The 23,387-nt window shown below is 69.7% G+C and carries 23 protein-coding genes; 6 read left to right on the top strand and 17 right to left on the bottom strand.

Features of this window, described 5'->3' with window-relative positions; translation table 11 throughout:
* The first annotated feature begins 80 nt into the window (after positions 1-80).
* Positions 81-758, top strand: a complete 678-nt coding sequence (locus tag J4Z35_RS06665; RefSeq protein WP_006945586.1) for a DedA family protein — start codon at positions 81-83, stop codon at positions 756-758.
* 50 nt (positions 759-808) lie between these two features.
* Positions 809-1,156, top strand: coding sequence for a hypothetical protein (locus J4Z35_RS06660; RefSeq protein WP_006945590.1), 348 nt, complete (start codon positions 809-811; stop codon positions 1,154-1,156).
* Between the two features lie 125 nt (positions 1,157-1,281).
* On the opposite strand, the gene J4Z35_RS06655 is transcribed toward J4Z35_RS06660, so the two are convergent.
* Both J4Z35_RS06655 and J4Z35_RS06650 read right to left on the bottom strand, forming a co-directional pair.
* A complete protein-coding gene (locus J4Z35_RS06655; RefSeq protein ID WP_006945591.1) occupies positions 1,282-1,995 on the bottom strand; it encodes an NUDIX domain-containing protein in 714 nt (237 codons plus the stop codon).
* A complete protein-coding gene (locus tag J4Z35_RS06650; RefSeq protein WP_208065456.1) occupies positions 1,992-3,110 on the bottom strand; it encodes a glycosyltransferase family 4 protein in 1,119 nt (372 codons plus the stop codon). The genes J4Z35_RS06655 and J4Z35_RS06650 overlap by 4 nt, the downstream gene beginning before the upstream one ends.
* 24 nt (positions 3,111-3,134) lie before the next feature.
* Between J4Z35_RS06650 and J4Z35_RS06645 the strand changes: the two genes are divergently transcribed.
* Together J4Z35_RS06645 and J4Z35_RS06640 are read left to right on the top strand one after the other, a co-directional pair.
* Positions 3,135-4,004 carry a PIG-L family deacetylase gene (locus tag J4Z35_RS06645; RefSeq protein ID WP_136788768.1) on the top strand — a complete coding sequence of 290 codons (870 nt, stop codon included), beginning with the start codon at positions 3,135-3,137 and terminating at the stop codon, positions 4,002-4,004.
* 95 nt (positions 4,005-4,099) lie between these two features.
* Positions 4,100-5,146 (top strand): lysylphosphatidylglycerol synthase transmembrane domain-containing protein, encoded by a 1,047-nt coding sequence (locus tag J4Z35_RS06640; protein ID WP_235181938.1) that lies wholly within the window; start codon positions 4,100-4,102, stop codon positions 5,144-5,146.
* Positions 5,147-5,274: 128 nt separating this feature from the next.
* Here J4Z35_RS06640 and J4Z35_RS06635 read toward each other — a convergent pair whose 3' ends face one another.
* The 12 genes from J4Z35_RS06635 to J4Z35_RS06580 all read right to left on the bottom strand — a co-directional run bounded on the left by J4Z35_RS06635 (position 5,275) and on the right by J4Z35_RS06580 (position 18,193).
* Complete coding sequence (locus J4Z35_RS06635; protein ID WP_083603870.1) at positions 5,275-6,195, bottom strand: cobalamin biosynthesis protein CobB; 921 nt, start codon at positions 6,193-6,195, stop codon at positions 5,275-5,277.
* Positions 6,192-7,511, bottom strand: a complete 1,320-nt coding sequence (locus J4Z35_RS06630) for a Mur ligase family protein (RefSeq protein ID WP_074040302.1) — start codon at positions 7,509-7,511, stop codon at positions 6,192-6,194. The genes J4Z35_RS06635 and J4Z35_RS06630 overlap by 4 nt, the downstream gene beginning before the upstream one ends.
* 9 nt (positions 7,512-7,520) lie before the next feature.
* Positions 7,521-7,745 carry a hypothetical protein gene (locus J4Z35_RS06625; protein ID WP_208065455.1) on the bottom strand — a complete coding sequence of 75 codons (225 nt, stop codon included), beginning with the start codon at positions 7,743-7,745 and terminating at the stop codon, positions 7,521-7,523.
* A 285-nt stretch (positions 7,746-8,030) separates the two neighbouring features.
* Entirely contained in the window at positions 8,031-8,528 is a 498-nt protein-coding gene (locus J4Z35_RS06620) for a hypothetical protein (protein ID WP_208065454.1), read from the bottom strand.
* 27 nt (positions 8,529-8,555) lie between these two features.
* Positions 8,556-9,425 carry a phosphatase PAP2 family protein gene (locus J4Z35_RS06615; protein ID WP_144694855.1) on the bottom strand — a complete coding sequence of 290 codons (870 nt, stop codon included), beginning with the start codon at positions 9,423-9,425 and terminating at the stop codon, positions 8,556-8,558.
* A 147-nt stretch (positions 9,426-9,572) separates the two neighbouring features.
* A complete protein-coding gene (gene guaA / locus J4Z35_RS06610) occupies positions 9,573-11,159 on the bottom strand; it encodes a glutamine-hydrolyzing GMP synthase (RefSeq protein WP_144694857.1) in 1,587 nt (528 codons plus the stop codon).
* A 57-nt stretch (positions 11,160-11,216) separates the two neighbouring features.
* Positions 11,217-11,585, bottom strand: coding sequence for a DUF3817 domain-containing protein (locus J4Z35_RS06605; protein ID WP_006944851.1), 369 nt, complete (start codon positions 11,583-11,585; stop codon positions 11,217-11,219).
* On the bottom strand, positions 11,582-12,508 hold the full coding sequence (locus J4Z35_RS06600; protein WP_144694859.1) for an SURF1 family protein: 927 nt from the start codon (positions 12,506-12,508) through the stop codon (positions 11,582-11,584). The genes J4Z35_RS06605 and J4Z35_RS06600 overlap by 4 nt, the downstream gene beginning before the upstream one ends.
* A gap of 63 nt (positions 12,509-12,571) precedes the next feature.
* Positions 12,572-14,338 carry a GMC family oxidoreductase gene (locus J4Z35_RS06595; protein ID WP_144694861.1) on the bottom strand — a complete coding sequence of 589 codons (1,767 nt, stop codon included), beginning with the start codon at positions 14,336-14,338 and terminating at the stop codon, positions 12,572-12,574.
* Complete coding sequence (locus J4Z35_RS06590) at positions 14,335-15,915, bottom strand: succinic semialdehyde dehydrogenase (RefSeq protein WP_144694863.1); 1,581 nt, start codon at positions 15,913-15,915, stop codon at positions 14,335-14,337. The genes J4Z35_RS06595 and J4Z35_RS06590 overlap by 4 nt, the downstream gene beginning before the upstream one ends.
* 157 nt (positions 15,916-16,072) lie before the next feature.
* Positions 16,073-17,194, bottom strand: coding sequence for a GuaB3 family IMP dehydrogenase-related protein (locus tag J4Z35_RS06585; protein WP_062257903.1), 1,122 nt, complete (start codon positions 17,192-17,194; stop codon positions 16,073-16,075).
* Positions 17,195-17,203: 9 nt separating this feature from the next.
* A complete protein-coding gene (locus tag J4Z35_RS06580; RefSeq protein WP_074046152.1) occupies positions 17,204-18,193 on the bottom strand; it encodes a bile acid:sodium symporter family protein in 990 nt (329 codons plus the stop codon).
* A 72-nt stretch (positions 18,194-18,265) separates the two neighbouring features.
* Here J4Z35_RS06580 and J4Z35_RS06575 point away from each other — a divergent pair, with 72 nt between their 5' ends.
* Complete coding sequence (locus J4Z35_RS06575) at positions 18,266-18,604, top strand: hypothetical protein (protein ID WP_074040291.1); 339 nt, start codon at positions 18,266-18,268, stop codon at positions 18,602-18,604.
* A gap of 325 nt (positions 18,605-18,929) precedes the next feature.
* Here J4Z35_RS06575 and guaB read toward each other — a convergent pair whose 3' ends face one another.
* The 3 genes from guaB to shbA all read right to left on the bottom strand — a co-directional run bounded on the left by guaB (position 18,930) and on the right by shbA (position 22,475).
* A complete protein-coding gene (gene guaB / locus J4Z35_RS06570) occupies positions 18,930-20,456 on the bottom strand; it encodes an IMP dehydrogenase (protein WP_062257899.1) in 1,527 nt (508 codons plus the stop codon).
* Between the two features lie 139 nt (positions 20,457-20,595).
* Positions 20,596-21,894: a hypothetical protein gene (locus J4Z35_RS06565; RefSeq protein ID WP_074040289.1), complete on the bottom strand. Its 1,299-nt coding sequence runs from the start codon at positions 21,892-21,894 to the stop codon at positions 20,596-20,598.
* The gene (gene shbA / locus J4Z35_RS06560) at positions 21,891-22,475 is read right to left on the bottom strand and encodes an RNA polymerase sigma factor ShbA (protein WP_038569117.1); all 585 of its coding nucleotides are present in this window, start codon (positions 22,473-22,475) and stop codon (positions 21,891-21,893) included. Before shbA ends, J4Z35_RS06565 begins: the two co-directional genes overlap by 4 nt.
* A 321-nt stretch (positions 22,476-22,796) precedes the next feature.
* Between shbA and J4Z35_RS06555 the strand changes: the two genes are divergently transcribed.
* Positions 22,797-23,015 carry an RNA-binding S4 domain-containing protein gene (locus J4Z35_RS06555; protein WP_006944081.1) on the top strand — a complete coding sequence of 73 codons (219 nt, stop codon included), beginning with the start codon at positions 22,797-22,799 and terminating at the stop codon, positions 23,013-23,015.
* Positions 23,016-23,387 lie beyond the last annotated feature (372 nt).

The following is a 23,387-nucleotide window of genomic DNA, read 5'->3' as shown; positions in this document are numbered from 1 at the left end:
CGGCCGCGCGGCCGAGGACGGCTGCGGGCATCGGGCTCGAGGCGGCAGGGGCGGGCGGCATCGTCGCCTACCCTTGGGGCGTGGATGTTCAGGCGATTCTCGATGCGATTCCGGCCCCGGCCGTCTACGTTCTGACCGGTCTCATCATCCTGCTCGAGAGCGTCGGCATCCCCCTGCCCGGCGAGATCATGCTCGTCACCGCGTCGCTGTTCGCCTCAGGGCCGCACCCGCACGTCAGCATCCACCTCGTCGCACTGGCCGCCATCCTCGGCGCCGTCATCGGCGACTCGATCGGCTACTACGTCGGTCGACACTTCGGTGAGCGCCTGTTCGCGTGGCTCGGCACACGCTTCCCCCATCACGTCAACGACGAGACGATCGGGTACGCCAAGCACGCCTTCCACACCCACGGCATCTGGGCGGTGTTCTTCGGACGCTTCGTCGCGCTGCTGCGCATCTTCGCCGGCCCGCTCGCCGGCTCGCTGCACATGAAGTATGCGCGCTTCCTGGCCGCCAACGTGCTCGGCGCCATCTGCTGGGCCGGCGGCACCGCCTACGGCGTCCACTTCCTCGGCAAGATCGCCGAGAAGTGGATGAAGAACTTCTCCTACATCGGGCTCGGCGCCGCCGTCGTCCTCGGCATCGTGTTGACGACGGTCGCCCGCAAGCGCATCAGCGCCAACGTCGCCGAGTACGCCGAACGCAAGCGCGCCGCCGGTGAAGAGATCAACCCCGCCGATCCGCGCGCGGTGAGCTGACGGACGCTCACCCGAGCATGGCTGGAGCGACGAACGCCTACCCTTGTGGCATGTCCACGCTCAACGAAATCCTCCTGCTCGTCCACCTGCTCGGCATGGCCGCCATCGTCGGTGGCTTCCTCGCTGTCCTCAAGGCGCCGCGCGCCATCCCCGCGATGGTGTGGGGCGCGCGCCTGCAGCTGCTCAGCGGGCTCGCGATGGTCGGCGTCGCCGAGTCGCAGCACTGGTCGCTCGACCACACGTGGGTCGCGGTGAAGCTCGTCATCGCCCTCATCGTCGCAGGTCTGCTCGAAGTCTCCTCGTCGAAGGAGAAGAAGGGCGACAGCGCCGCGCCGCTCGTCCAGGCCGCCGCTGCGCTCGCCGTCATCAACGTCATCGTCGCGATCTTCTGGCACTGACCGACCACCCCGCATGACGAGCGGGTGCGACGACGCATGAGGCGTCGACGCACCCGCTTCGTCGTCGGTGGCCACGCCCCGTCGACGCATCCGGTCGCCGGGCTCGGCTCGTGGGTGGCTCGGCGTCAACCTGAGGAGCCGAGCACCTGCCGCACCGATTCGAGCGCCCAGGGAGCCATGCCGCCGCTCGGGTAGCCGTCGGAGGTGGGGTCGACCACGTCGGCCGCCGCGAACCACGCCGCGTGCTGCGTCGAGCCCCCGACGTCGTGGACGGTGGGTTCGCTGGGCTCGTCGCAGCGGGCCGAGTAGATGAGGCGGACGGCGTGGAAGTCCTCGACCATCCCCTCCCTGCCATCGCCGACGCGGTGCGAGGACGAGACGTCCCACAACCGCGCGTCGCTGATGCGCTGCCCGGCCTCCTCCCAAACCTCGCGCGCGGCGGCCGCCTCGGGCGCCTCGCCGGCCTCGACCCCGCCCCCGGGCAGGATCCACAGCCCCGGACGCCCCGTCTCGCGCGACAGCTGCGTCAGCAGCACGCCCCTCTCGCTCGTCACGACCGCGTACGCAGCCAGGCGTTGGCGCACCAGATCGACCGGGCCGGCGGCGCGCGCGACACCCGCGAGGCGATGATGAGCCGCATGCATGCGCGCGACCTCGAACGTCAGCTCGACGCCGTCATGCACGAGTGTCGCCGTGCGTAGGGCGACCGGTTTGAACCCCGCGTCGCGCACCTGACGCCGCGGCGCGATGCCCTGCGCCAACCGGGCACGCAGCACCTCGCGACCGTCCTCCAGACCCCGCACGAAGATCGGGATGTCGGGGACGCCGTCGCCCTTCATCGCGCCGCTCGCAGTGCCGCGGCCCGTGCGTACTCGGCCTCGGCGAGACAGACGACCTGATCCCACGTCTGCGCCGGGCGATGCGTGCGGTTGTACTCGGCCATCGTCCGGCGCAGGTCGGTGTCGAGCGCGAGGCGGATGATGGCCTGCGCGAGGTCGTCGTCATCGCCCGCGAGCAGCCCGTTGACGCCCGAGGTGACGAACTCCGAGACGCCGCTCGTCGACGGCGCGACGACGGGCAGCCCTGATGAGCGCGCCTCGAGCGCCGCGATGCCGAACGACTCGAGCCGCGCCGGCGCGACGTACAGGTCTGAGGCGCGGTAGCGGTCGTGCAGTTGCGCGCGCGTCATGCGTCCTGGCAAGGAGACCCACTCGTGGGCGTCGGCGAGGTCGACGGCGCGCACGAGCTTCGGGCGCAGGTCGCCCTCCCCCGCGATCTCGAGCCGGACGTTCGGTGCCTCGCGGTGCACCGCCTTCATCACCGAGAAGAACTCGAGCGGACGCTTGCGCGTGGCCAGCCGCATCGCCGAGATGACACGCACCTCGTCGCCCGTGCGCGGCTCGCCGGGCGTCCACGCGTCGGCGTCGATGCCGTTCGGCAGCACGACGACCTCGTGGCCGCGGCCGGCCATGTCGCGGATCGGGCGCGCCGCGACCTGCGAGACCGCCGACAACGCAGCGCCGCCCTTGGCCCAGCGGCGTACGAAACCGAGCGGCTTGAGCAGCGGACCGGCCCACGCCATGACGGAGTGCCACGTCACCGCCGTCGGCAGGCCCAGATCGAGGGCGAGGCGGACGGCGTCGAAGGAGAACACGCTGATGACGCCGATGTGCGCGTGGACGACGTCGAAACCGCCTTTCGACAGCGCCAGGCGAAGCTGCGAGACGGCCATCGGATTGAGCGCGACATCGTGCGGCAACCCGAGCGAAAACCGATGCACCGGGATGCCGTCGACGATCTCGAGGCCGCTGTGCTGCTCACGGTGAGCCGGGGTGACGGTGTACGCGACGACCTCGTGCCCCTGCGCCACCAGGCGCTGCGCGAGGTCGTGCACCTGCACCTCGATGCCGCCCAGACGCGGCAGATAGCAGTCGGACACGAGGGCGATCTTCACGGCACGAGTCTTTCATGCGAGAGGATGAAGACGATGATCACCACCCCAGACGGCCAGCCGCGACGCACCCTCGTCGCATTCCATGCCCACCCCGACGACGAGGCGCTGCTCACCTCCGGCACCATGGCGAAGGCCGCGGCGCAGGGGCATCACGTCGTCCTCGTCGTGGCGACGGACGGCGCGCTCGGCCTCGCCGGGTCGGAATACGGCACGGCTGACGAGCTCGCGGCGCGACGTTGGGACGAAGTATCGGCTAGTGCCCGCGGGCTCGGCGTCGCCCGGCTCGAGACGCTCGGCTACGCCGATTCGGGCATGGGCCCGCAGGTGTTTCCCGACCCGCCGGGCAAGCGGCGCTTCGTCACGGTGCCCGTCGAGGAAGCAGCCGAGGCGCTCGCCGTCATCCTGCGCGAGGAGGACGCCGACGTCCTGCTCACCTACGACGCGGCCGGCGGCTACGGACACCGCGACCACGTGCGCGTCCATGAGGTCGGCGCGCGCGCGGCTGAGCTGGCGGGCACGCCGCGCGTACTCGAGGCGACGGTGCCCCGCGACCTGCTCGTGCGCGCGCTGCACCTCGTGGCGCGTTTCTACCGTTTCCCCGACGACTTCGACATGGCCGGCTTCGAACGCGCCTACTCGGCCCGCAAGGACATCACTCATCGCGTCAACGTCCTCCGTCAAGCGGGCGCGAAGCGAGCGTCGATGGCGGCGCACGCGTCACAGGCGAGTGCTGACGGTGACGCCGACCGCACCCTCGCCGCGTTCCTGGGCATACCGCGGCCGCTGTACGACATCGTCTTCGGACGCGAATGGTTCCGCGACCCCGCCCACGTCGGCCCTGTCAGCCACGACATCTTCGCGGGGCTGACCGAGCACGAGGACCGCGCTGAGTGAGTTCGCCCTCGTCCTCCCGTCAGCCCCGGAGCACCTCGCCTGACGCCTCGTCCGGCCATGGATCCCGTTCCGAGGATTCACCTCTGTCGCCCGCGATGCCGCGTCCCAACGCGTGGCAGAGCGCGCAGGCCGTCATCGGCATCGGCCTGGCCGCGGCGATCCTGTACTGGGGCGTGCCGTGGTTCGGCGAGACGACATGGCCCGAGATCGGGCGGCATCTGCAACTGCTCGGGTGGGCGAGCAGCCTCGAACTGTTCGCGCTCGTCGCGTTCGGGCTGTGGCTCTACACCTTCGCGCTGACCGGCTCCATACCCGGGCTGGGGCACGTCAAGGCGCTCATCGTCAACGTCGCAGGGTCCGCGGCCGGCAACCTCCTCCCCGGCGGTGGCGCGGCCGGCGTCGCCGCGACCTACCTGATGCTGCGCTCCTGGGGGTTTCAGGCCGCAGCGATCTCGACGTCGGTCATCGTCACCGGCGTGTGGAACCTCGTCGCACGCCTCGCGATGCCGCTGCTCGGCGTCGCACTGCTCAGCTCGACGGACGCACTGCCGAAGGGAGTGCGTCGCGGCGCGCTGACCGGCGGAATCGTCGGGCTCGTCATCATCGCCGCGTTCGTCGGCGTGCTGCTCTCCCCCGGTCTGACGCAGCGGTTCGGCGCGTGGCTCGATCGCCGCGTCGGTGGACGTGTGCGACGTCGCCGGCCCGGTTTCGAGATCGAGGCCACGCTCGTCGATCAACGACGCCGTCTGGCGGGCGTGACCGCGCACGGGTGGGCGCCGATGACGGTGGGCGTCGTCGGGTACCTCGCCGTCTACTTCGTGCTGTTCTGGCGGACGATGGAGGCGGTCGGCGTCGACATGCCCCTGAGCAAGTTGTTCGCGGCATACGCCGTCGGGCGCCTGCTGACGACCGTCGGCGTGACGCCGGGCGGCCTCGGCGTGACGGAGGCCGGCACCCTCGCCGTCCTCGTCGCATGGGGCGCGGACAAACCCGCCGCAGCTGCCGGCGTCCTCGTCTTCGCCTTGTTCACACACCTGCTCGAGGTGCCTCTTGGCGCACTGGGCTGGCTGGCGTGGTGGCTCATGCCGAAGCAACCCGTCCTCGACGCCGCGACGTCGCCCAGGTCGTCATCGCCGACCTGATATGACCAAGAATCGCGAATGTGGACAGGATTCGCGGTTGCGTCAGGGCCCCACCCCACCTGCGATTCTCGACCTCATTCGCGAATCTCGTCGGCCTTCACGGCTGAGGTACACCCGACGTGGCGGGGTCAGTTCTTCTTCGTCAGACGTGCGACCTGGCGGGCGCGGGCTTCGTCGGCGAGGTGGTCGTCGATCTCGCCCGGCTCGAACGGACGGCCCGTGGCGCGCTCGGCGGCGACGGCGATGAGGAAGTCCGCGAGCTTCGGGTTCGACGGCAGGATCGGGCCGTGCAGATACGACCCGATGACGTTGCGCGTGCGCGCGCCCTCCTTGCCGTCCTCGCCGTTGTTGCCAAAACCGGAACGCACGTCACCGAACGCACGCTGGCCGTCGCCGAGAACCGTCGAACCCGAGTGATTCTCGTACCCGACGACGTCGCCGAACTCGGTCGACAGCACGACGGGCCCGATCATGCGCTTCGCGTTGCCCTGCGTCGTGACGTCGAGGATGCCGAGACCGGGCAGCGTTTCGCCCTCGACGGTGCGGAACGCCTTGCCGAACAACTGGTACATGCCGCAGATCATGAGCATCGGGACGCCGACCTCAGCCATGCCGACGAGGCGCGGGCCGATGCGTTCGAGGTCGGCCTCGACGCGAGCCTGCCCCGAATCCTGGCCGCCACCGCCGACGACGAGGTGGATGTCGTCGGGCAGTTCGTCGCCGGGGTTGTGGCTCACGACGTTCGGTTCGTAACCGTGCCAGCGCAGGCGTGCCTCGAGGCAGCGCGTGTTGCCGAGGTCGCCGTAGATCGACATCTCCCGCGGGTACAGGTGCACGAGCGTGACGCGGCCCTTGCTCGGGCCACTCGGATCGCCCAGTGTCGTCGGGACGACATCCATCGCCGCCGGGTCCTCGTTGACCCGCGCCTGCACCTCACCCGATGTCGACGAGTCGACTCGCCCAGCATCCGTGGGCACCCCGCCCATCGCCGCGGGGTCGTCGTCGATCCGAGGGGCAGCCGTCGGCTGGGGGTTCGTCTGCTCGCTCATTCGGCGGCGTCCTCTCCGAAGTCGGGCAGGTCGTAGCGCTCGGCGAGCGTGCGACGCAGCGTCATCATGGCGGTGTACGTGCAGAAGATGCGCTTCGGTTCGTCGGCGTGCTCGGCGAGGAACCGATCAAGAGCGGCGTGCAGGTCGGGTTCGACCGCACGCACCGCGACGCCGTCATAGGCGAGCCGCAAGGCCATGTCATAGGCGCGCACCCCACTCGTCAGTTCGACGCCGCGCTCGCGCAGCGACGCGAAGTTGACGTCGTAGAGCCATGAGACGTCGCGTCCGTCGGCGTAGTTGTCGTTGATCGCGACCATGCTCGCGACCGGCCGGCCCCCGTACGTCGACAGCGCGACGGTGAATCCGGCCGGGTTCTTGACGAGCACGAGCTCGAGTTCGGTGCCGTCGGCGTCGATCACCTCTCCGCGCCCGAACGGCGGCTGCACGGCTTCGAGTGCCGTCACCGCCGTCTCACCGCTGAACGCGTCGCCGAGCAGGCGGCGCGCCATCGACGTCGCCGCGGTCGCGTTGATCATCGCGGCCAGACCGTGCTGACGCATCTGCATGGGCCCGACGTTGCCGCTGCCATCGGCACGGTCGGCGAACGTCACGAGGAAGCGACGTTCGTCGAGCGGCTTGAGCAGACCGTCACCCGGGCCGACGAGCGGCGCGACGAAGTCGTCGTCGCTGCGCACGTCCTGCTCCATGAGCTCGCCGAGGCGGTCGGCGATCGTCTCGTCGACACCGAAGTACGACACCTCGACGCCATCGGCCAGGCGCCCCGCGATGCGCGCGACGAACGAGTCGTCGCGGTTGAGGACGACGCCCTGCGTGGTCTGTTCCGCCAGCTGTGCGAGCAGTTTCGCCGTGTAGTCGATCTCGGCGAATCGGTCGAGCTGGTCGCGTGCGACGTTGAGCAGCAGCGCATGCGTGGGCTTGACGACCTTCGCGAAGTGCAGCGAGTGCGCCTCGTCCAGCTCGAGCACCGCGATGTCGGCGTCGAGACCACCCTTGAGGGAGATCTCTCCGAGCACCGACGAGATGACGCCACGCGTGAAGTTCGAGCCCGTCGGGTTCGTGAACACGCGCAGACCGTGCGCGCGCAGCAGCGCGACGAGCATCTTCGTCGTCGTCGTCTTGCCGTTCGTGCCGGTGACGACGACGATGCCCTGCGGCAGGTCCGCGAGCGCCTGGGAGAGGAAACGCGGATCGATCTTCTCGACGACGAGACCGGGCAGGGCGCTTCCGCCCCCACGCAGCCTCGTCGCGATTCGCGCGGACTTGCCCGCGAGCACGGCAGCAGCAGTTCTCAACACCCGGCCAGCCTAGTGCGTGGTCCGCGCGACCTCCCGGACGGCACGCGCGGCGGAGGCGACGATCATCGTGACGCCCAGCGGGACGGCGACGAGTTCGAGCACAGCCGCGCCCACCCACCACGCACCGAAAGCGTTGACGTCCGTGCCCCACCCGAGGAACGTGACGACGACCCACGCGGCGCCCGCAGCCGCCGCGAGCACGTCGTGGGGCGCCGGGCGGGGCCAGGCACCCAACGTGCCACCCGAGGCCGGCCGGCTTACGGTGGCGCCATCGGGGTGCGCTGGGGTGCGGCGCTCCCCGCGCGTCCGGGGGCCGACGCAGGCGGCTGCCTCAGCATCGATACTTTCGTCAGGGATCGCCAGGTCCCCCAAGAACGGGTGCGGCCCACCCCCACCGCCTCGAGGCGTCAGCAGCAGATGCGCAACGCCCAGCCAGGCCGCGACGACTGCGATCGCGGCGACGACGTCGCCCAGCGCGTGCCAGTACGCCGCAATGACGCCGAGACACCCCAGCGTTCCTCAGGCTCCGGCGCCGACGAGCGCCGCACGCCGCCATCGCGGGGGCGCGAGGAGGACGACGGCGGCAGCGCTCGTCAGCGCGAGCGTGGCGTGCCCACTGGGCAGCGTCGCGACCTCAGGCGTGAGCACCCGGGCGAGCAGCAACTTGGCCGCCTGCGTGCTCAGATTGGCGCCGGCGATGACGAGCAGAGCGGAGGCGGCGCGCGGGGGCGTCACGGCCCATGCGCCGCCGCGGCGCAGCAGCGAAACCGGGAGCGCCACGACCGCCACGACAGCGACCACGAGCGCCCCGCGCGGTACCCACCCGACGCAGGCCGCGATCGTCTCGAACGTGCGGCCCGTACCACTCAACGCGTGCATGCCGTCCCGGGCCCTGCTGACCCCGCCCGGGAGATCACGCGCCATCGCCACGATTCCGACCACGACGGCTGCGAGCAGCATCATGAACGCGGCCGGCACGAAGCGCCGACCCCACGACCGCACCGCGTCGCGCGGCACACGGGCCACCATGGTCTGCTCGAGACCTCAGCCGACGGCGTCGTCGGCGGCGGCGCTGATCCACGCCAGCGTGAGCGCCGCCGTCACGGCGATGCTCACCAGGGAGACGAACGCCAGGACGAGCGAGACGTCGTGATCGAGCGGACGCACCCCGAGCGCGACGAAGATGAGGCCGACGCCGATGCTGCCCGCCAGGCTGAGCACGGGTCGCACCGCGTACGACGTGTCGCGCGGATGACGGCCGTGCTGGACGCGCTGCACGACGCCCAGCGCGATCGCGGCGAGGAACGTGGTCAGCAGAAAGGCCGCGATGACGTCGGCGGGCCGGTGCCAGTGTCCGACGAGCGTGCCCGCGCCGACGAACGTCACCCCGAAGCCGGCGAACGGCAGCAGCCATCGCCTGGCGCCCACGGGCGCGACGATGAGGGCAGCCGTGGCGATGCTCATCGCCACCGTCGAGTGCCCACTTGGCAACGAGTTCGACCACCAGTGCGGTTGCGTGGGCCAATAGGCCTTGAACAGCTGCGTCGTCACGTTCGCCACAGAGACGACGCAGACGGCCGCCGCCGCGAGAGCGAAACGGCGTCGCACGAGTGCGATCGCGACGAACGCGAGCAGGAACGCGCCCGTGCTCGCGATCGTGATGTACGTCAGGGGGTCGACGATGTGCGCCCAGGCTCGCGCGCTGGAACCGGTGCTCAGGCGCGCGCGTTCGTCCCACATCTGGCCGCGTGCCGTTCGCGTGAACACCCACAGCACCAGAAGGAACCCGGTGAGCGACACGAGCGCCATGGTCGTCACCGAGCAGACGAGACGACGCACGGACTCCGAGATGTCGCCGGCCGGCTCGGCGTCGTCGCCAGCCCGTGTCGCGCCCACGAGGTCATCGGCGCTCATCGCGCACCACCGCCGGGGCGTGCCGACCCGCCGGGCCGATCGTCCTGACCGCGTCGAGGACCACCGGGATGCGACGACGGCGCAGCCGTGCGGGCTGCGCCGTCGTCGTGCGTGAGCTCAGGAGGCATCATGCCGTCACCTTCGAACTCACTCCCACTCGATGGTGCCCGGCGGCTTGCTCGTCACGTCGAGCACGACGCGGTTGACGTCGGCGACCTCGTTCGTGATGCGGTTCGAGATCTTGGCGAGCACGTCGTAGGCCAGGCGCGTCCAGTCGGCCGTCATCGCGTCCTCGCTCGATACGGGGCGCAGGACGATGGGGTGGCCGTACGTACGGCCGTCGCCCTGCACGCCGACGGAGCGCACGTCGGCGAGCAACACGACGGGGCACTGCCAGATGTCGCGGTCGAGACCGGCGGCCGTCAGTTCTTCGCGGGCGATGAGGTCGGCAGCGCGCAGGATCTCGAGGCGCTCGGCCGTCACCTCGCCGATGATGCGGATGCCGAGGCCGGGGCCCGGGAACGGCTGGCGCCACACGATCGCCTCGGGCACACCGAGCTCGAGACCGACCTGACGCACCTCGTCCTTGAACAGCGAACGCAGCGGCTCGACGAGCGTGAACTGCAGGTCGTCGGGCAGGCCGCCCACGTTGTGGTGGCTCTTGATGTTGGCCGCGCCCGTGCCACCGCCGGATTCGACGACATCGGGGTACAGCGTGCCCTGGACGAGGAACTCGACGGGGTGCTCGCTGCTCGACTCAGCGCCGACGATGTCGCGCGCGGCCTGCTCGAAGACGCGGATGAACTCGCGACCGATGATCTTGCGCTTCGTCTCCGGGTCGCTCTGACCCGCGAGCGCGTCGAGGAACTGCTGCGACGCATCGACGACGACGAGGTCGACGCCGGTGGCGGCGACGAAGTCCTCCTTGACCTGCTCGGCCTCACCGGCGCGCAGCAGGCCGTGGTCGACGAAGACGCACGTCAGTCGGTCGCCGATCGCCTTCTGCACCATCGCCGCGGCGACCGAGGAGTCGACACCACCGGAGAGGCCACAGATCGCGCGGCCCTCACCGATCTGCTCCCGCACCTGCTCGACGAGCTCCTCGGCCATGTTGGCGGCCGTCCACGTCGCCTCGAGGCCGGCGCCCTTGAGCAGGAAGTTACGAAGCACCTCCTGGCCATGGGCGGAGTGCAACACCTCGGGGTGCCACTGGACGCCGAACAGCTTGCGCGCCGGATCCTCGAACGCCGCGACGGGCGCGCCGGGTGTGCGGGCACACACCGTCATGCCCGCGGGAGCCTCGGTCACGCCGTCACCGTGCGACATCCACACGTTCTGCTCGGCGGGCTGCCCCGCGAACAGGACGGACTCGGTGTGCGTGATCGTCGCCGTCGTGTTGCCGTACTCACGACCACCCGTGTGGCCGACGGTGCCGCCCAGAGCGTCAGCCATCGCCTGGAAGCCGTAGCAGATGCCGAACACGGGCACGCCGGCCTCGAGCAGCGCGACGTCGAGCGACGGCGCCCCCTCGGCGTACACCGACGACGGCCCGCCCGAGAGCACGATGGCCGCGGGCTCCTTGGCCAGCATCTCGGCGGCACTCATCGTGTGCGGCACGACCTCGGAGTAGAGGGCGCACTCACGCACGCGTCGCGCGATCAGCTGCGCGTACTGCGCGCCGAAGTCGACGACGAGAACGGGATGATCCTGCAGATTTTCGGTCACGTCACTCATCCTATCGGCCGGGGCGACAACCCCGGAATCACGCGGTTATCGGACGCTGACAGCCGCTCAGCGGGTGGGGAGTGCCTCGAGATCGCGCTCGACCTCACCGCTGATGCGGCGCTCCACCCAGAAGGACAGGAACGGGACGCAGCCGGCCAGGATGACGAGCACCATCTTGCCGATCCCCCAGCGCATGGCGAAACCCAGATTCGCCGTCGCGGCGACATAGACGAGGAAGAGCAGACCATGCGGTTGCGGCCACCAGTCGAGGGCGTGGTTGTCGAAACCGTAGTGCAGCACCATCTCGAGCACGAGAACGAGCAGGCCGATACCGACGATGAACGCGGCGACCTTGAAGAACTTGAGGGCAGAGCGAGCCTTGAGTGCGTCGATGCGCACCACGGGGCGGCCGGGGGTGGGAGCAGGCTTGGTCACGGCGTTTCCTTTCGTGTCGCCGGGCGCATCGCGCCCTGTTCGGCGAGGGTTTCGGGAGCCGACGACGCCCGGGCGGCACCGTCGTCGGGCTGGTCGAGATCGTCAGCGGCGTCGCCCTCGCTGCGTGCGGCGCGCACGTCGGGCGCATCTGTTGACTGCGGCCCGTCGGAGATCGCGGCTTCGGCGGCCGCCCGGTCGTCGAGGTATTCCTCATGCAGGATTCGCAGCCACATGAAGACGGCGAAGATCGCGAAGATCCACCACTGCCACGCATAGGCCGCGTTGCGCAGATCGACCTTCGTGGCTTTCGGCACCGGCGGCGGAATGTGCTGCACGACAGCGGTTCCCGACTGCGGCGCCGCGGCCGGCGCCTGCTTCGTCGAGAAGACGAAGCCGTTGTAGACCTTGCCGCCCCACTCGTTGAGCAGCCGGCCCATGTCGATCGTGCCGATCTGCCCCTCGGGAAGTTCACCGAGCGTAGAGACCGATTCCCCGGGCGCGAGCGCGCCCTCGATCGTGACCGTGCCTGACGTCGGCGCGGGCAGCTTCGTCGTCTGCGTGACGAACCCGCGCACCACCGGGATGCGCGCGCCCGTCGTGTCGACGACGAGCGGTGTCATGAGCCAGTAGCCGTTCTTGCCGTCGAGTACGCGGCCGGCGACCAGTTCGGTCTTCGCGGCGTCATAGTGGCCGGTCGCACGAATCGGCTGCAAGGAGCGCCCGTTGTCGAACGTCGTCTGCGGTTTCAGGACGTCGTCGAGTGGTTCCACAGCGCGCCCGTTGCTCTCCTCGAGGACCTGCTGGTTGGCCCTGTTGTGGGCCGTCTGCCACTGCCAGTTGCCCAACCAGACGAAGGCTGCCGTCAGAACGAGCATGACGACGAACAACCGCAGGAGGCGGGGTTTCATCGCGGTTCGCAGCACCGACTCAGCCTACGGGGTCGAACTGAACGTTGCCTCAGACGGGTCGCTCTGCATTGTGGAGCGTCATGGCGTCACCTCGACGGCGCCCCTTTCACCACCGGCAAGCCCACCGATGCGCGGCATCCCGACGTCGACGACCTGCCCGGGCACACGACCCGGCGCCACGTCGAGCCTGACGTACTCCTCACCCGGCGCCGGGCGCTCGTCCCGCTCCCCCTTGGCCGGCCACGCACTCATCGCACGTTCGGCCTGGGCGGTGATCGTCAGCGAAGGATTGACGCCAAGGTTCGCGGAGACAGCCGAACCGTCGACGATCGACAGAGTCGGGTAGCCGTGGACGCGGTGATACGCGTCGATGACGCCCGTGCCCGGCCCGTCGCTGATCGGTGCGCCGCCGAGGAAGTGCGCCGTCATCGGCACCTCGAACAGCTCGTTCCACGTGCCGCCCGGCACCGCGGTGCCCTTGACGGCCTTCTGCAGCTCGCTCGCCATCGCGTGAATCGCCTTGTGCCCGCCAGCAATCCACGACGGATTGGGTTCGCCGTGGCCCTGCGCGGACGTCAGCTTCCATCCGCGGCGCGTGCGCTGCGGTGAGACGTCGATCGAGTTGTCGAGCGTCTGCATGACGAGGGCGATGACGGTGCGCTCACTCCATCTTCGCGGCACGACGGTCTTGAGCAGCGTGCCCGGGCGCTTGATGAACTCGCGCGCGAAGGCACGCGTGCGGCTCGGCACGTCGCCGGGGATGAGCAGGGTGGAGAAGAAGCCCATCGCGTTCGAGCCCTTGCCGTAACGGCAGTTCTCGACGTGCGTCGTGGCGTCGACGTGGAAGCTCGAGGTGATGGCGACGCCCTTCGTCAGGTCCGCGCCGCGCGGTACGTCGACGAGGGCCGCACCACCGAGTTCTTCGGAGTTGGTACGCGTCAGCTTGCCCAGCCGCGGCGACAGGTGCCGCAGGCGCCCTTCGGCCCGCAGCGTGTGCAGCAACGACTGCGTCCCCCACGTCCCGGCGGCGAGGACGACGTGGCGGGCCGTCATCGTCCGGCGATCCCGACGCAGCCACGCGCCGGTGCGCTCACTCGTCACGCGCCAGCCGCCTTCGCCGTGCTCACCGATCGGTTCGAGATCGACGACGGTGCGCATCGCCTCGATGCGTGCGCCGGCCCGTTCGGCGAGGGGTAGGTAGTTCTTGAGCAGCGTGTTCTTCGCGCCGACGCGGCAGCCGACCATGCAGTTGCCGCACTCGGTGCAGCCGGTGCGCGCCGGGCCCTCGCCCCCGAAGTAAGGATCGTCGACGCGCTCGCCGGCGCGTCCGAAGTACACGCCGACCGGCGTCTTGCGGAACGTGTTCTCGACACCGAGGCTGCGGGCTGCGTCGCGCATGACGTTCTCGACGACGCCCTCACACGGGTTGGCCTCGACGACGCCGAGCATCTTCTTCGCCACGGTGTAGTGCGGCGCGAGTTCTTCCTGCCAGTCGGTGATGTGCGCCCACTGCGGGTCGTCAAAGAACGTCTTCGGCGGCACGTAGAGCGTGTTCGCGTAGTTGAGGCTGCCGCCGCCCACGCCCGCGCCCGCGAGGATGACGGCGTGCGGCAGCTTGTGGATGCGCTGCACGCCGAAGCACTTGAGCTTGGGCGCCCAGACGTAGTTGCGCACGTCCCAGCTCGTCTTGGCGAACTCGTCGTCACGCCGCCGCGGGCCGGCTTCGAGCACGACGACGTCATAGCCCTTCTCAGCCAACCGCAGCGCCGCAACCGAGCCGCCGAAACCGGAGCCGATGACGGCGACGTCGACGTCCATCACCTGATCGCGCGAGGTGGTGTTCATGACAGGCCCGCCTTCTTCATGACGCGCAGACCCGTGCTCAGGGCGCGGGCGAACTGTCGCTGCGACACGCCCTTCGGCACGCCGAAGCCCTGCAAGCGCTGCACGCTGACGTTCTGGATGTCGGTGTACTTCGTGATGCCCTCCGCGCCGTGACGCCGCCCGAGGCCGGAGGCCTTCATGCCGCCCATCGGCGCGCCGTTGCTCGCGTAAGCGGCCGCGTAGCCCTCGTTGACGTTGACGGTTCCGGTGCGGATGCGGGCGGCAATGGCGCGCCCGCGCGCGACGTCCTTCGTCCAGACGGAGGCGTTGAGGCCGAAGTCGGTGTCATTGGCGAGGGCGACGGCCTCGTCATCGCTGCTCACGCGGTACACGCTGACGACGGGCCCGAATGTCTCCTCGTCGCGGCACAGCATGCCGTCCGCGACGCCGTCGAGGACGGTCGGTTCGTAGCAGTACGGGCCGATGTCGGAGCGCGCCTTGCCTCCGATCAGCACCGTCGCGCCCTTCGCGACGGCGTCGTCGACGTGCTGTGTGACGCGTTCGAGCTGGTGGGCCGAGATGAGGCTGCCCATGTCGTAGCCCCAGTCGAGCGCCACGCCGATCTTCATCGCTGCGACGCGTTCGAGGAAGCGTCGCAGGAACTCGTCGGCGATCTTCTCGTGCACGACGAGACGCTCGATCGAGATGCACAGCTGGCCCGCGCTCGCGAAGACGGCGCGCTGCGCGCACTCGGCGGCGCGCGTCAGGTCGGCGTCATCGGCGATGTACATGGCGTTCTTGCCACCGAGTTCGAGTGACGCGCTCTTGAGCCGCTCCCCCGCGTCGCGCGCGACGATGCGGCCCGTCTTCGTCGAACCGGTGAACATCACCGAGTCCGCGTGCTCGAGCACCGCCCCGCCGACGTTCGGCCCGTCGCCGAGGACGACCTGGAGCAGCCCCTCGGGCAGGCCCGCCTCGTCGCACAGTTCGACGGCGCGCAGGCACGTGAAGCTCGACTTCTCGTCCGGGCGCAGGACGACGGCGTTGCCCGCCGCGAGCGCCGGCAGCGCATCCGTGATCGACATCGACAGCGGGTAGTTCCACGGCGCGACGATGCCGACGACGCCCTTCGGCAGATAGTGCGTGCGCGCCTGCGTCAGCACCGGAAGCGCGCCGAGGGCCTTGCGCTCGGCGAGATAGCTCGGCGCCTTCTTGGCGTAGTGACGGCACACGCCCGCGGTGTCGAGCACCTCCTCGAACGCCTGGATGCGCGCCTTGCCCGACTCGATCTGGATGAGGTCGAGCAACTCGTCCTGGCGATCGAGCACGAGGTCGTGCAGCCTCGTGAGGAACTCGACGCGTTCGCGGACGTCGCGCTGTGCCCATTCCTGCTGCGCTGCGCGCGCCCGTTCGTAGGCGGTGACGACGTCGTCGGGCGTCGACGTGGGCAGCGCGCCGATCGTCTCCCCCGTCAGCGGCGTCATGCGTTCCTGCGCCGGGCCGCTCGCGACGACGCGGGCGCTCATGCGTCGGACGGTCGCCTCGTCGAGAGCAAGCGGACGCTGCGGGCGCGGCTGGGTGTGCAGTGAAGGCGTCATCCCCCCACTGTAGATGTGACCTCCGACACCGTGGTTACTTTCGCGTACACCGTGCACATGGCGGGCGCCGTCGTGCGCTCTGCCGACGCGATGCGTCCCTCGACGCAGCACGCCCCCGCTCTTCGAAAGAGCGAGGGCGTGCTGAGTGGGGTGCGGGTCAGCTGCGCTGGTAGGGCGCGACGACGAGTTCTACGCGCTGGAACTCCTTGAGGTCGGAGTAACCGGTCGTCGCCATCGCGCGCTTGAGGGCGCCCATGATGTTGGTCGTGCCGTCAGCGCTCTGGCCGGGGCCGTCGAGGATCTGCTCGAGAGAACCGACGGTGCCGACCTCGACGCGCTCACCGCGCGGCAGCTGGCTGTGGTGCGCTTCGGGGCCCCAGTGGAACCCGCGGCCCGGCGCCTCCTCGGCACGCGCGAGGGCTGCGCCGAGCATGACGGCGTCAGCGCCGCACGCGACGGCCTTGACGATGTCGCCGGATGTGCCGACGCCGCCGTCCGCGATGACGTGGACGTAACGTCCGCCCGACTCGTCGAGGTAGTCGCGGCGCGCCGCAGCGACGTCGGAGATCGCCGTCGCCATGGGCGCGTGGATGCCGAGCGTGCGGCGCGTCGTGTGCGCGGCGCCGCCGCCGAAGCCGACGAGGACGCCGGCCGCGCCGGTGCGCATGAGGTGCAGCGCAGCGGTGTAGGTGCCCGCGCCGCCGACGATGACGGGGACGTCGAGCTCGTAGATGAAGCGCTTGAGGTTGAGCGGTTCGGACGCGCCGGAGACGTGCTCGGCCGAGACGGTCGTGCCGCGGATGACGAACAGGTCGACGCCCGCCGCGACGACGGTGCGCCAGTGCTCCTGCGTGCGCTGCGGTGTCAGGGCGCCGGCGACGGTGACGCCCGCGTCACGGATCTCCTTGAGGCGTGCGGTGATGAGTTCGGGCTTGATGGGCTCGGCGTAGATCTCGCGCATGCGGGCGGTGGCCTCGTCAGGGCTGCACGTCGCGATCTGCGCGAGCTGCTTCTCGGGCTCCTCGTAGCGCGTCCACAGGCCCTCGAGGTCGAGCACCGGCAGGCCGCCGAGCTTGCCGAACGCGATGGCCGTCGCGGGCGACATGAGCGAGTCCATCGGCGCGGCCATGACGGGCAGCTCGAAGTGGTAGGCGTCGATCTGCCACGACGTCGACACCTCCCGCGGGTCGCGCGTGCGGCGCGACGGGACGATCGCGATGTCGTCGAGTGAATACGCGCGGCGACCGCGCTTGCCCTTGCCGATCTCGATCTCAGTCACGCGTCGATCCTATTCCCTCACGCCGTCTTCCGGCGCCCGCCCGAGGGCGGGTTTGTCGGGCCACTGGCGCGCGACCTGCGCGCAGACGATGAGTTGCAGCTGGTGGAACATCATGAGGGGCAGCACGAGCAGTCCGACGCCGGAGGGGAACAGCACCGTCGCCATCGGCAAGCCGGACGCCATCGACTTCTTCGATCCGCAGAACACGATGGCGACCTGGTCGGCGCGCGAGAAGCCGAGGCGGCGCGCCGTCACGTACGAGCCGACCATGACGACGGCGAGTAGCACAGCGCAGATGAGAAGCAGCGCCACGACCTGCCACACGGTGACGTGACTCCACATGTGTTCGCGCATGCCCGCGCTGAATGCGGAGTAGACGACGAGCATGATGCCGCCGCGGTCGAGGTACGTCAGGCCCTGCTTGTGTTCGGCGAGGAAGCCGCCGAGGCGCTTGTGGCAGAACTGGCCGAGGATGAACGGCAGCAGCAGTTGGACGATGAGTTTCTCCGCCGAGTCGAAGCTGAACGCGGCCTGCCCGCCCATGACACCGATGACGAGCAAAGGTGTGAGCACGACGCCGAGCATGTTGGAGAACGAGGCGGCGCAGATCGACGCGGCGACGTTGCCGCGCGCGAGTGAGGTGAACGTGACGGACGACTGCACGGTCGACGGCAGCAGCGTCAGGTACAGCAGTCCGAGGCTGAGGGTGTGGGGCAGGAACGTGTCAGCGATGGGCCGGATGACGAGGCCCAGCAGTGGGAACGCGACGAACGTGAACGCGAGGACGAGCAGGTGGAGGCGCCAGTGGCGGAAGCCCTCTTTCGTCTCCTCGGTCGAGAGGCGCGCGCCGTAGAGGAAGAACAGCAGCCCGATGGCGATGTTCGTCGCCCATTCGACGGGCGCGACGGCACCGCCGCGTGCCGGCAGCAGGCACGCCAGGGCGACCATTCCGAGCAGGGCGAGGACGTATCCGTCGAGGTACTTGGTGATGAAGCGCACGGGTCATGAGTATCACCGGTCCTCGATGATGAAAACCTGCAGTGTCTTCCTCGGCGTGGCTACGCTCTTCGCATGGATGCCGCGAAGAAGCTCGACAAGGCCCGTATCGATCGCAGCCTCGTGGACGTCCATCGCAACCCTCGCTCTTCTGAAACCGTTTGGGGCTACGTGAGCGCCGTCGGCAAGAAGTGGGCTCTCATCGCGAACGCGCGCGACGGCGGGTACCCCGACGGGTTCACCGCTATTCGTCTGAAGGACGTGATCGCGGTGCGCAGACGCGCAGGCTTCGAGGACGCGTTCGCCAAGACGCGGACCGACTGGCCTGAGACGCCGCTCCATCTCGATCTCGAGGCAGTTCTGCCCGCGCGTCCTGATGTGGGCCTCGTCGCGACCAAGATGCTTCGTGACTGATCCGAGGTGCGGAACCGGTGACTCCATCCAACGCGCACCAGCGAGGCCAGCTGAACTGATCGTTGCCCGCAATCGCGTCATCCATGAGGCGTTTTCGGGCGACGTCCGTGGCCACCCGTACCAGCCGCTCCCTCCCACGACCGCACCACGACCGACACGGGCGCGAGCGAGGCCCCCAAGTCCGCAAGCGGTGGCCGAACCCCCCCACGACCGCAGCACCCGACGACGCAGACGCACGAAGGCGACCCCCATCGCGCGCTTGCGAGTGACCGGGGCCGCCTTCGTGGCGCATGACGTTGCCGCTCCCGGATCCGGACGGCACACGTCAGCGAATGGAGTAATTCGGCGCTTCGACGATGCCTTGGACGTCGTGGGGGTGGCTTTCTTTGAGCCCGGCGGAGGTGATGCGCACGAATTGGCCGCGCTTCTGCAGTTCGGGGATCGTCGAGCCGCCGACGTAGAACATCGACTGGTGCAGGCCGCCGACGAGTTGGCGGACGGCGTTGCTGACGGGGCCCTTGTAGGAGACGCGGCCTTCGATGCCTTCGGGGACGAGTTGGTCGTCGCTGATGACGTCGGCCTGGAAGTAGCGGTCCTTGGAATAGGACTTCTTGCCGCGTGAGCTCATCGCTCCGAGTGAGCCCATGCCGCGGTAGGCCTTGAACTGCTTGCCGTTGATGAGGACGACTTCGCCGGGTGATTCTTCGGTGCCGGCGAGCAGTGAGCCGACCATGACGGTGGAGGCGCCTGCGACGAGGGCCTTCGCGATGTCGCCGGAGTACTGCAGGCCGCCGTCGGCGATGACGGGCACGCCGGCGGGCTGGCAGGCCTGCGCGGCTTCGTAGACGGCGCTGACCTGCGGGACGCCGACGCCGGCGACGATGCGCGTCGTGCAGATGGAGCCGGGGCCGACACCGACCTTGACGGCGTCGACGCCGGCATCGACGAGTGCCTGCGCGCCTGCGCGGGTCGCGACGTTGCCGCCGACGATCTGCACGTGCTTCGTCATGGGGTCGGCCTTCAGCTTGCGGATCATGTCGAGCAACAGCTTGGCGTGACCGTGCGCGGTGTCGACGACGAGCACGTCGACGCCCGCTTCGATGAGCGTCGTCGCGCGCTGCCAGGCCTCACCGAAGTACCCGACGGCGGCGCCGACGAGCAGGCGGCCTTCGGCGTCCTTCGAGGCGTTCGGAAACTGCTCGGACTTCACGAAGTCCTTCACGGTGATGAGCGCGACGAGACGCCCGTCGTCGTCGACGAGCGGCAGGCGCTCACGCTTGTGCTGACGCAGGATCGCCGTCGCGTCGTCGTTCGAGATGTCGACGGGCGCGGTGACGAGCGGCTGCGGCGTCATCACGTCGCGCACCTTCGTCGTCGCCCACTCCGCGACGGGCGTGAAGCGCAGGTCGCGGTTGGTGATCATGCCGACGAGCTTGTCGTCCTCGACGACGACCGGCAGCCCGGAGACGCGGTACTGGCCGCAGATCGCGTCGAGCTCTTCGAGCGTCTTGTCGGGGCCGATCGTCACGGGGTTCGTGATGCGCCCCGTCTGCGTGCGCTTGACCAGGTCGACCTGGTAGGCCTGATCCTCGATCGACAGGTTGCGGTGCAGCACACCCATGCCACCCTCGCGCGCCATGGCAATCGCCATGCGCGCTTCGGTGACGGTGTCCATCGCCGCCGAAACGAGCGGAATGTTGAGGGTGATCTCGCGCGTCAGCTGCGCCGTCGTGTCGACCTCGGACGGGATGACGTCGGTCTCGCCGGGCAGCAGCAGAACGTCGTCGTAGGTGAGGCCCAGCGTCGCGAACTTCGGGGGAACGTCAGTGACATTGTCAGAACCGAAAGCCATTCACCAAGTCTAGGACACTCCGGCCCCTGCCCTCACCGCGCGTGACGACGGCACAGGTGGCTGCACGACGAGCCCGCCGCAGCTCCGGTCAGTGCGAGCCGGCAACCGGGCTCCACGACGAACCGCGCCGCAGCTACCGTCAGTCGGATTCGGCCGACGGGCTTCCCGTCGCGGTGGCGCCGGCGCTCGTCTGCGCGGTGCCCGGGTCCGAAACCGTGTCGGAGGGCGTCGGCGTGTTCGACGCCGACGGCGTGGTAGGCGGCGTGGCCGGACTCGTCGGCGTCGCAGTGCCGGACGAAGGCGTCGTCGGGCTGGTCGGCGACGTGGGCTGCGAGTGCGACGGCGCCGGACGCGAACTGCTCGGCTTGGATGTGCTCGAGCTGCTCTGCTTGGACGTGCTCGAGGACGAACCGGGCAAGGTCGATCCGGACGAGCCCGTCGGACGCGACGTGCTGGGCCGTGAGCTGGACGCCGAACCCGTCGACGGGCGCTGCGTCGTCGACTGGGACGAGCGCTGGCCGCGCGTTCCCGGCGTCGTGCGCTGCGGCGCGTCGCCGCGCGTCGTGGTCGTCATCGCCACGCTCGAGGGAACCTGCTCGGGAATCATCGAACCGGCGACTGAACCCTCACCCGAACGCTCGGCGCCTGATTGCGGGCCGGTTTCGGGTCGGGCTGCCTCACGACCGGCACTCTGGCCCTGACTCGGTCCACCATGCGCACTCGATCGCGCCGGTGCACCCGGCGCGGCGGCCATCGGTCCGGGCAGTGTCGTCGGGGTGGGAACGGCCGTGGCCTGCACTCGGGGGACGTCTGGTTCGGCGACGGCGCGCGCATTGCTCCAGTCGAGGTGCAGCGGCGCGAGAACGGTCGACAGGCTTCCGCCGTTGACGGCAGCGGCGACGCTGGACAGCGCGACGACGGCGCCGGCGGAGACGGCCGTGAGACTGGCACGTCCACTCCAAGCACGCCGCGTACGGCGCTTCGAGGTAGGTCGTCCGGTCGCGAGGTAGCGGCCACCGCCGGCGAACTCGTTCTCGCGCGAAGCTGTGATGTTGGTGTCGATGACGGGGTGGGCCGACACATCCTTGTCGTGTACCTCGGGCCGGCGCGTCACCTCGGGACGCGACGGCCGCGTCACGGCCTCGCAGGTCGCGTCGATCTCACGTGTCCAGGCGGTGAACAGGTCGCTCAATGCCTGCTCGCCGGGGCTGCGCTCCAGGTCGTCGTCACCTTCGCGGGCCGGGGGCTCGACAACGGGCCGCAACCGGGCGGGGCGCAGGGCGGAGACGCAGCGCGCCTCCGAGGGGGGAACCGTCGTGCCGCGTGAGCACGGCGACTCGACGACGGAGCGGGCTCCGAGAGCGTCGAGCAGGGCGTCGTCCTCGGCGATGTCACGCAGGTTGGCCTCGACGTCGAAGCGGGTGGCGGGCGGTGTCATCGAAGCTCCTCCCCCGAGGTCTCGTGCAGGGTGCGCAGTCGCGCGAGCGCACGGTGCTGGGCGACACGGACGGCGCCCGGCGACATGCTGAGGCTCGCGCCCGTCTCCTCGGCGCTGAGGCCGACGGCGACGCGCAGCGTCAGGATCTCGCGCTGCTGCGGCGTCAACTTCTCCATGAGCACGGACAGCCGCCGCGCGGTGTCGAGGTTGAGCGCCGCGTCCTCGGGGGTGAGGCCGGGGTCAATCGTGTCGGGCACCTCGTCCGTCGGCACGGCGGAGCGGAAGGCGCCGCGCTGGACGTCGGCCACCTTGCGCGAGCAGATCGAATACACGAACGCTTCGAAGGGGACACCGCGCTCGACGTAGCGGGGCAGAGCCTTGAGCACAGCCACGCACACCTCCTGAGCCGCATCCGCTGCGAGTTCGCGGGAGCCACTGAAGGCCCCCAACCTTGCCGAGGCATAGCGAAGTGCACGTTGGTGCACGTCGTCGAGAAGTGTCTCCCGTGCCGCGTCGTCACCGGATCGCGCTGCTGAGACCAGCGCGGCGATGGACGAGGCTTCCCCGTTCACTTCCTCCATCGCTGTTGGGGTCGTGAGCGTTACATGGCGGCGCGCGGAACTCACCCGGGGCCATTCGGCCTCGGGTGAGGAGTATCCGGTCTCGCTCGTCATGCGGGCCTCTCCAAGGGGCTGCTGCGTGCTGTCGGACGGGGTTCTGCCTGCTCGTTTCTGGGCGTGCGGTCGCGCTTCAGTGTTCCGATCCGACGGTACTGCCTGTCGTGCTCGGACGGTGTGTGGGGCTGTAGATCGACGCTCCACGCTAACGAAGCTGGGGCCGCGGCGCCACCTCAGCGCCGCCCGCGATGGGACAATGGGGGCAGTCTCAGAAAGGAGTGCGTCATGAGCGCACACGCCGATGTTCAGATCCGTGACGAGTCGATCAAGCTCGGTCAGTTGCTCAAGCTCGCGAATCTCGTGGAGGACGGTGCGGAGGCGCGCGTGGTCATCACGGAGGGTCTCGTGACGGTGGATGGTGAGGTCGACACGCGTCGTAGCGCGCAGATCAAGGTCGGCAGCGTCGTGTGCCTCGAGGACGAGTGCGTGCGCGTCACGAACTGACGCCCGCTCCGCACCCCCGGCGCGAAGCCGGCTCCGGAACAACCTCGCACGTTCCCGCCACCACCCGACGACGCGAGCCCCCCCGGGCGAACAACGCCCCACGCTCCCACCATCGCACCACGGCGCGACGCCGGCGTCTGAACAACACCGCACGCTCTCGCCATCGCACCACGGCGCGACATGGACCCGTGACAGACGAATCCCGCCCCGTCCCACACTGAGCTTGCGAAGTGTGGGACGGGGCGGGATTCGTCTGTCACGCCCGAAGCATCGTCGCGCCGAGCGGGGGTCTGAGCGGGGCGCATGCGCCCCGCTCAGACCGCCGCCGGAAGACGAAGCGAGGGAAGGATCAGTGGCTGTGGCCGTGGCCGC

The sequence above is a fragment of the Dermacoccus sp. NHGro5 genome (assembly GCF_017565385.1).
Taxonomy (GTDB): Bacteria; Actinomycetota; Actinomycetes; order Actinomycetales; family Dermatophilaceae; genus Dermacoccus; species Dermacoccus nishinomiyaensis.
The sequence above is the reverse complement of the archived record's forward strand: the minus strand, read 5'-3'. Positions and strand labels throughout refer to the sequence as shown.

What these genes read in the sequence shown, in the direction of transcription:
- J4Z35_RS06660 (WP_006945590.1), top strand. Translation starts at nt 809, where the DNA reads ATGTCCACGCTCAACGAAATCCTCCTGCTCGTCCACCTGCTCGGCATG.
- J4Z35_RS06655 (WP_006945591.1), bottom strand. Translation starts at nt 1,995, where the DNA reads ATGAAGGGCGACGGCGTCCCCGACATCCCGATCTTCGTGCGGGGTCTG.
- J4Z35_RS06645 (WP_136788768.1), top strand. Translation starts at nt 3,135, where the DNA reads ATGAAGACGATGATCACCACCCCAGACGGCCAGCCGCGACGCACCCTC.
- J4Z35_RS06640 (WP_235181938.1), top strand. Translation starts at nt 4,100, where the DNA reads ATGCCGCGTCCCAACGCGTGGCAGAGCGCGCAGGCCGTCATCGGCATC.
- J4Z35_RS06635 (WP_083603870.1), bottom strand. Translation starts at nt 6,195, where the DNA reads ATGAGCGAGCAGACGAACCCCCAGCCGACGGCTGCCCCTCGGATCGAC.
- J4Z35_RS06615 (WP_144694855.1), bottom strand. Translation starts at nt 9,425, where the DNA reads ATGAGCGCCGATGACCTCGTGGGCGCGACACGGGCTGGCGACGACGCC.
- guaA (WP_144694857.1), bottom strand. Translation starts at nt 11,159, where the DNA reads ATGAGTGACGTGACCGAAAATCTGCAGGATCATCCCGTTCTCGTCGTC.
- J4Z35_RS06595 (WP_144694861.1), bottom strand. Translation starts at nt 14,338, where the DNA reads ATGAACACCACCTCGCGCGATCAGGTGATGGACGTCGACGTCGCCGTC.
- J4Z35_RS06590 (WP_144694863.1), bottom strand. Translation starts at nt 15,915, where the DNA reads ATGACGCCTTCACTGCACACCCAGCCGCGCCCGCAGCGTCCGCTTGCT.
- J4Z35_RS06575 (WP_074040291.1), top strand. Translation starts at nt 18,266, where the DNA reads ATGGATGCCGCGAAGAAGCTCGACAAGGCCCGTATCGATCGCAGCCTC.
- guaB (WP_062257899.1), bottom strand. Translation starts at nt 20,456, where the DNA reads ATGGCTTTCGGTTCTGACAATGTCACTGACGTTCCCCCGAAGTTCGCG.
- J4Z35_RS06565 (WP_074040289.1), bottom strand. Translation starts at nt 21,894, where the DNA reads ATGACACCGCCCGCCACCCGCTTCGACGTCGAGGCCAACCTGCGTGAC.
- shbA (WP_038569117.1), bottom strand. Translation starts at nt 22,475, where the DNA reads ATGGAGGAAGTGAACGGGGAAGCCTCGTCCATCGCCGCGCTGGTCTCA.
- J4Z35_RS06555 (WP_006944081.1), top strand. Translation starts at nt 22,797, where the DNA reads ATGAGCGCACACGCCGATGTTCAGATCCGTGACGAGTCGATCAAGCTC.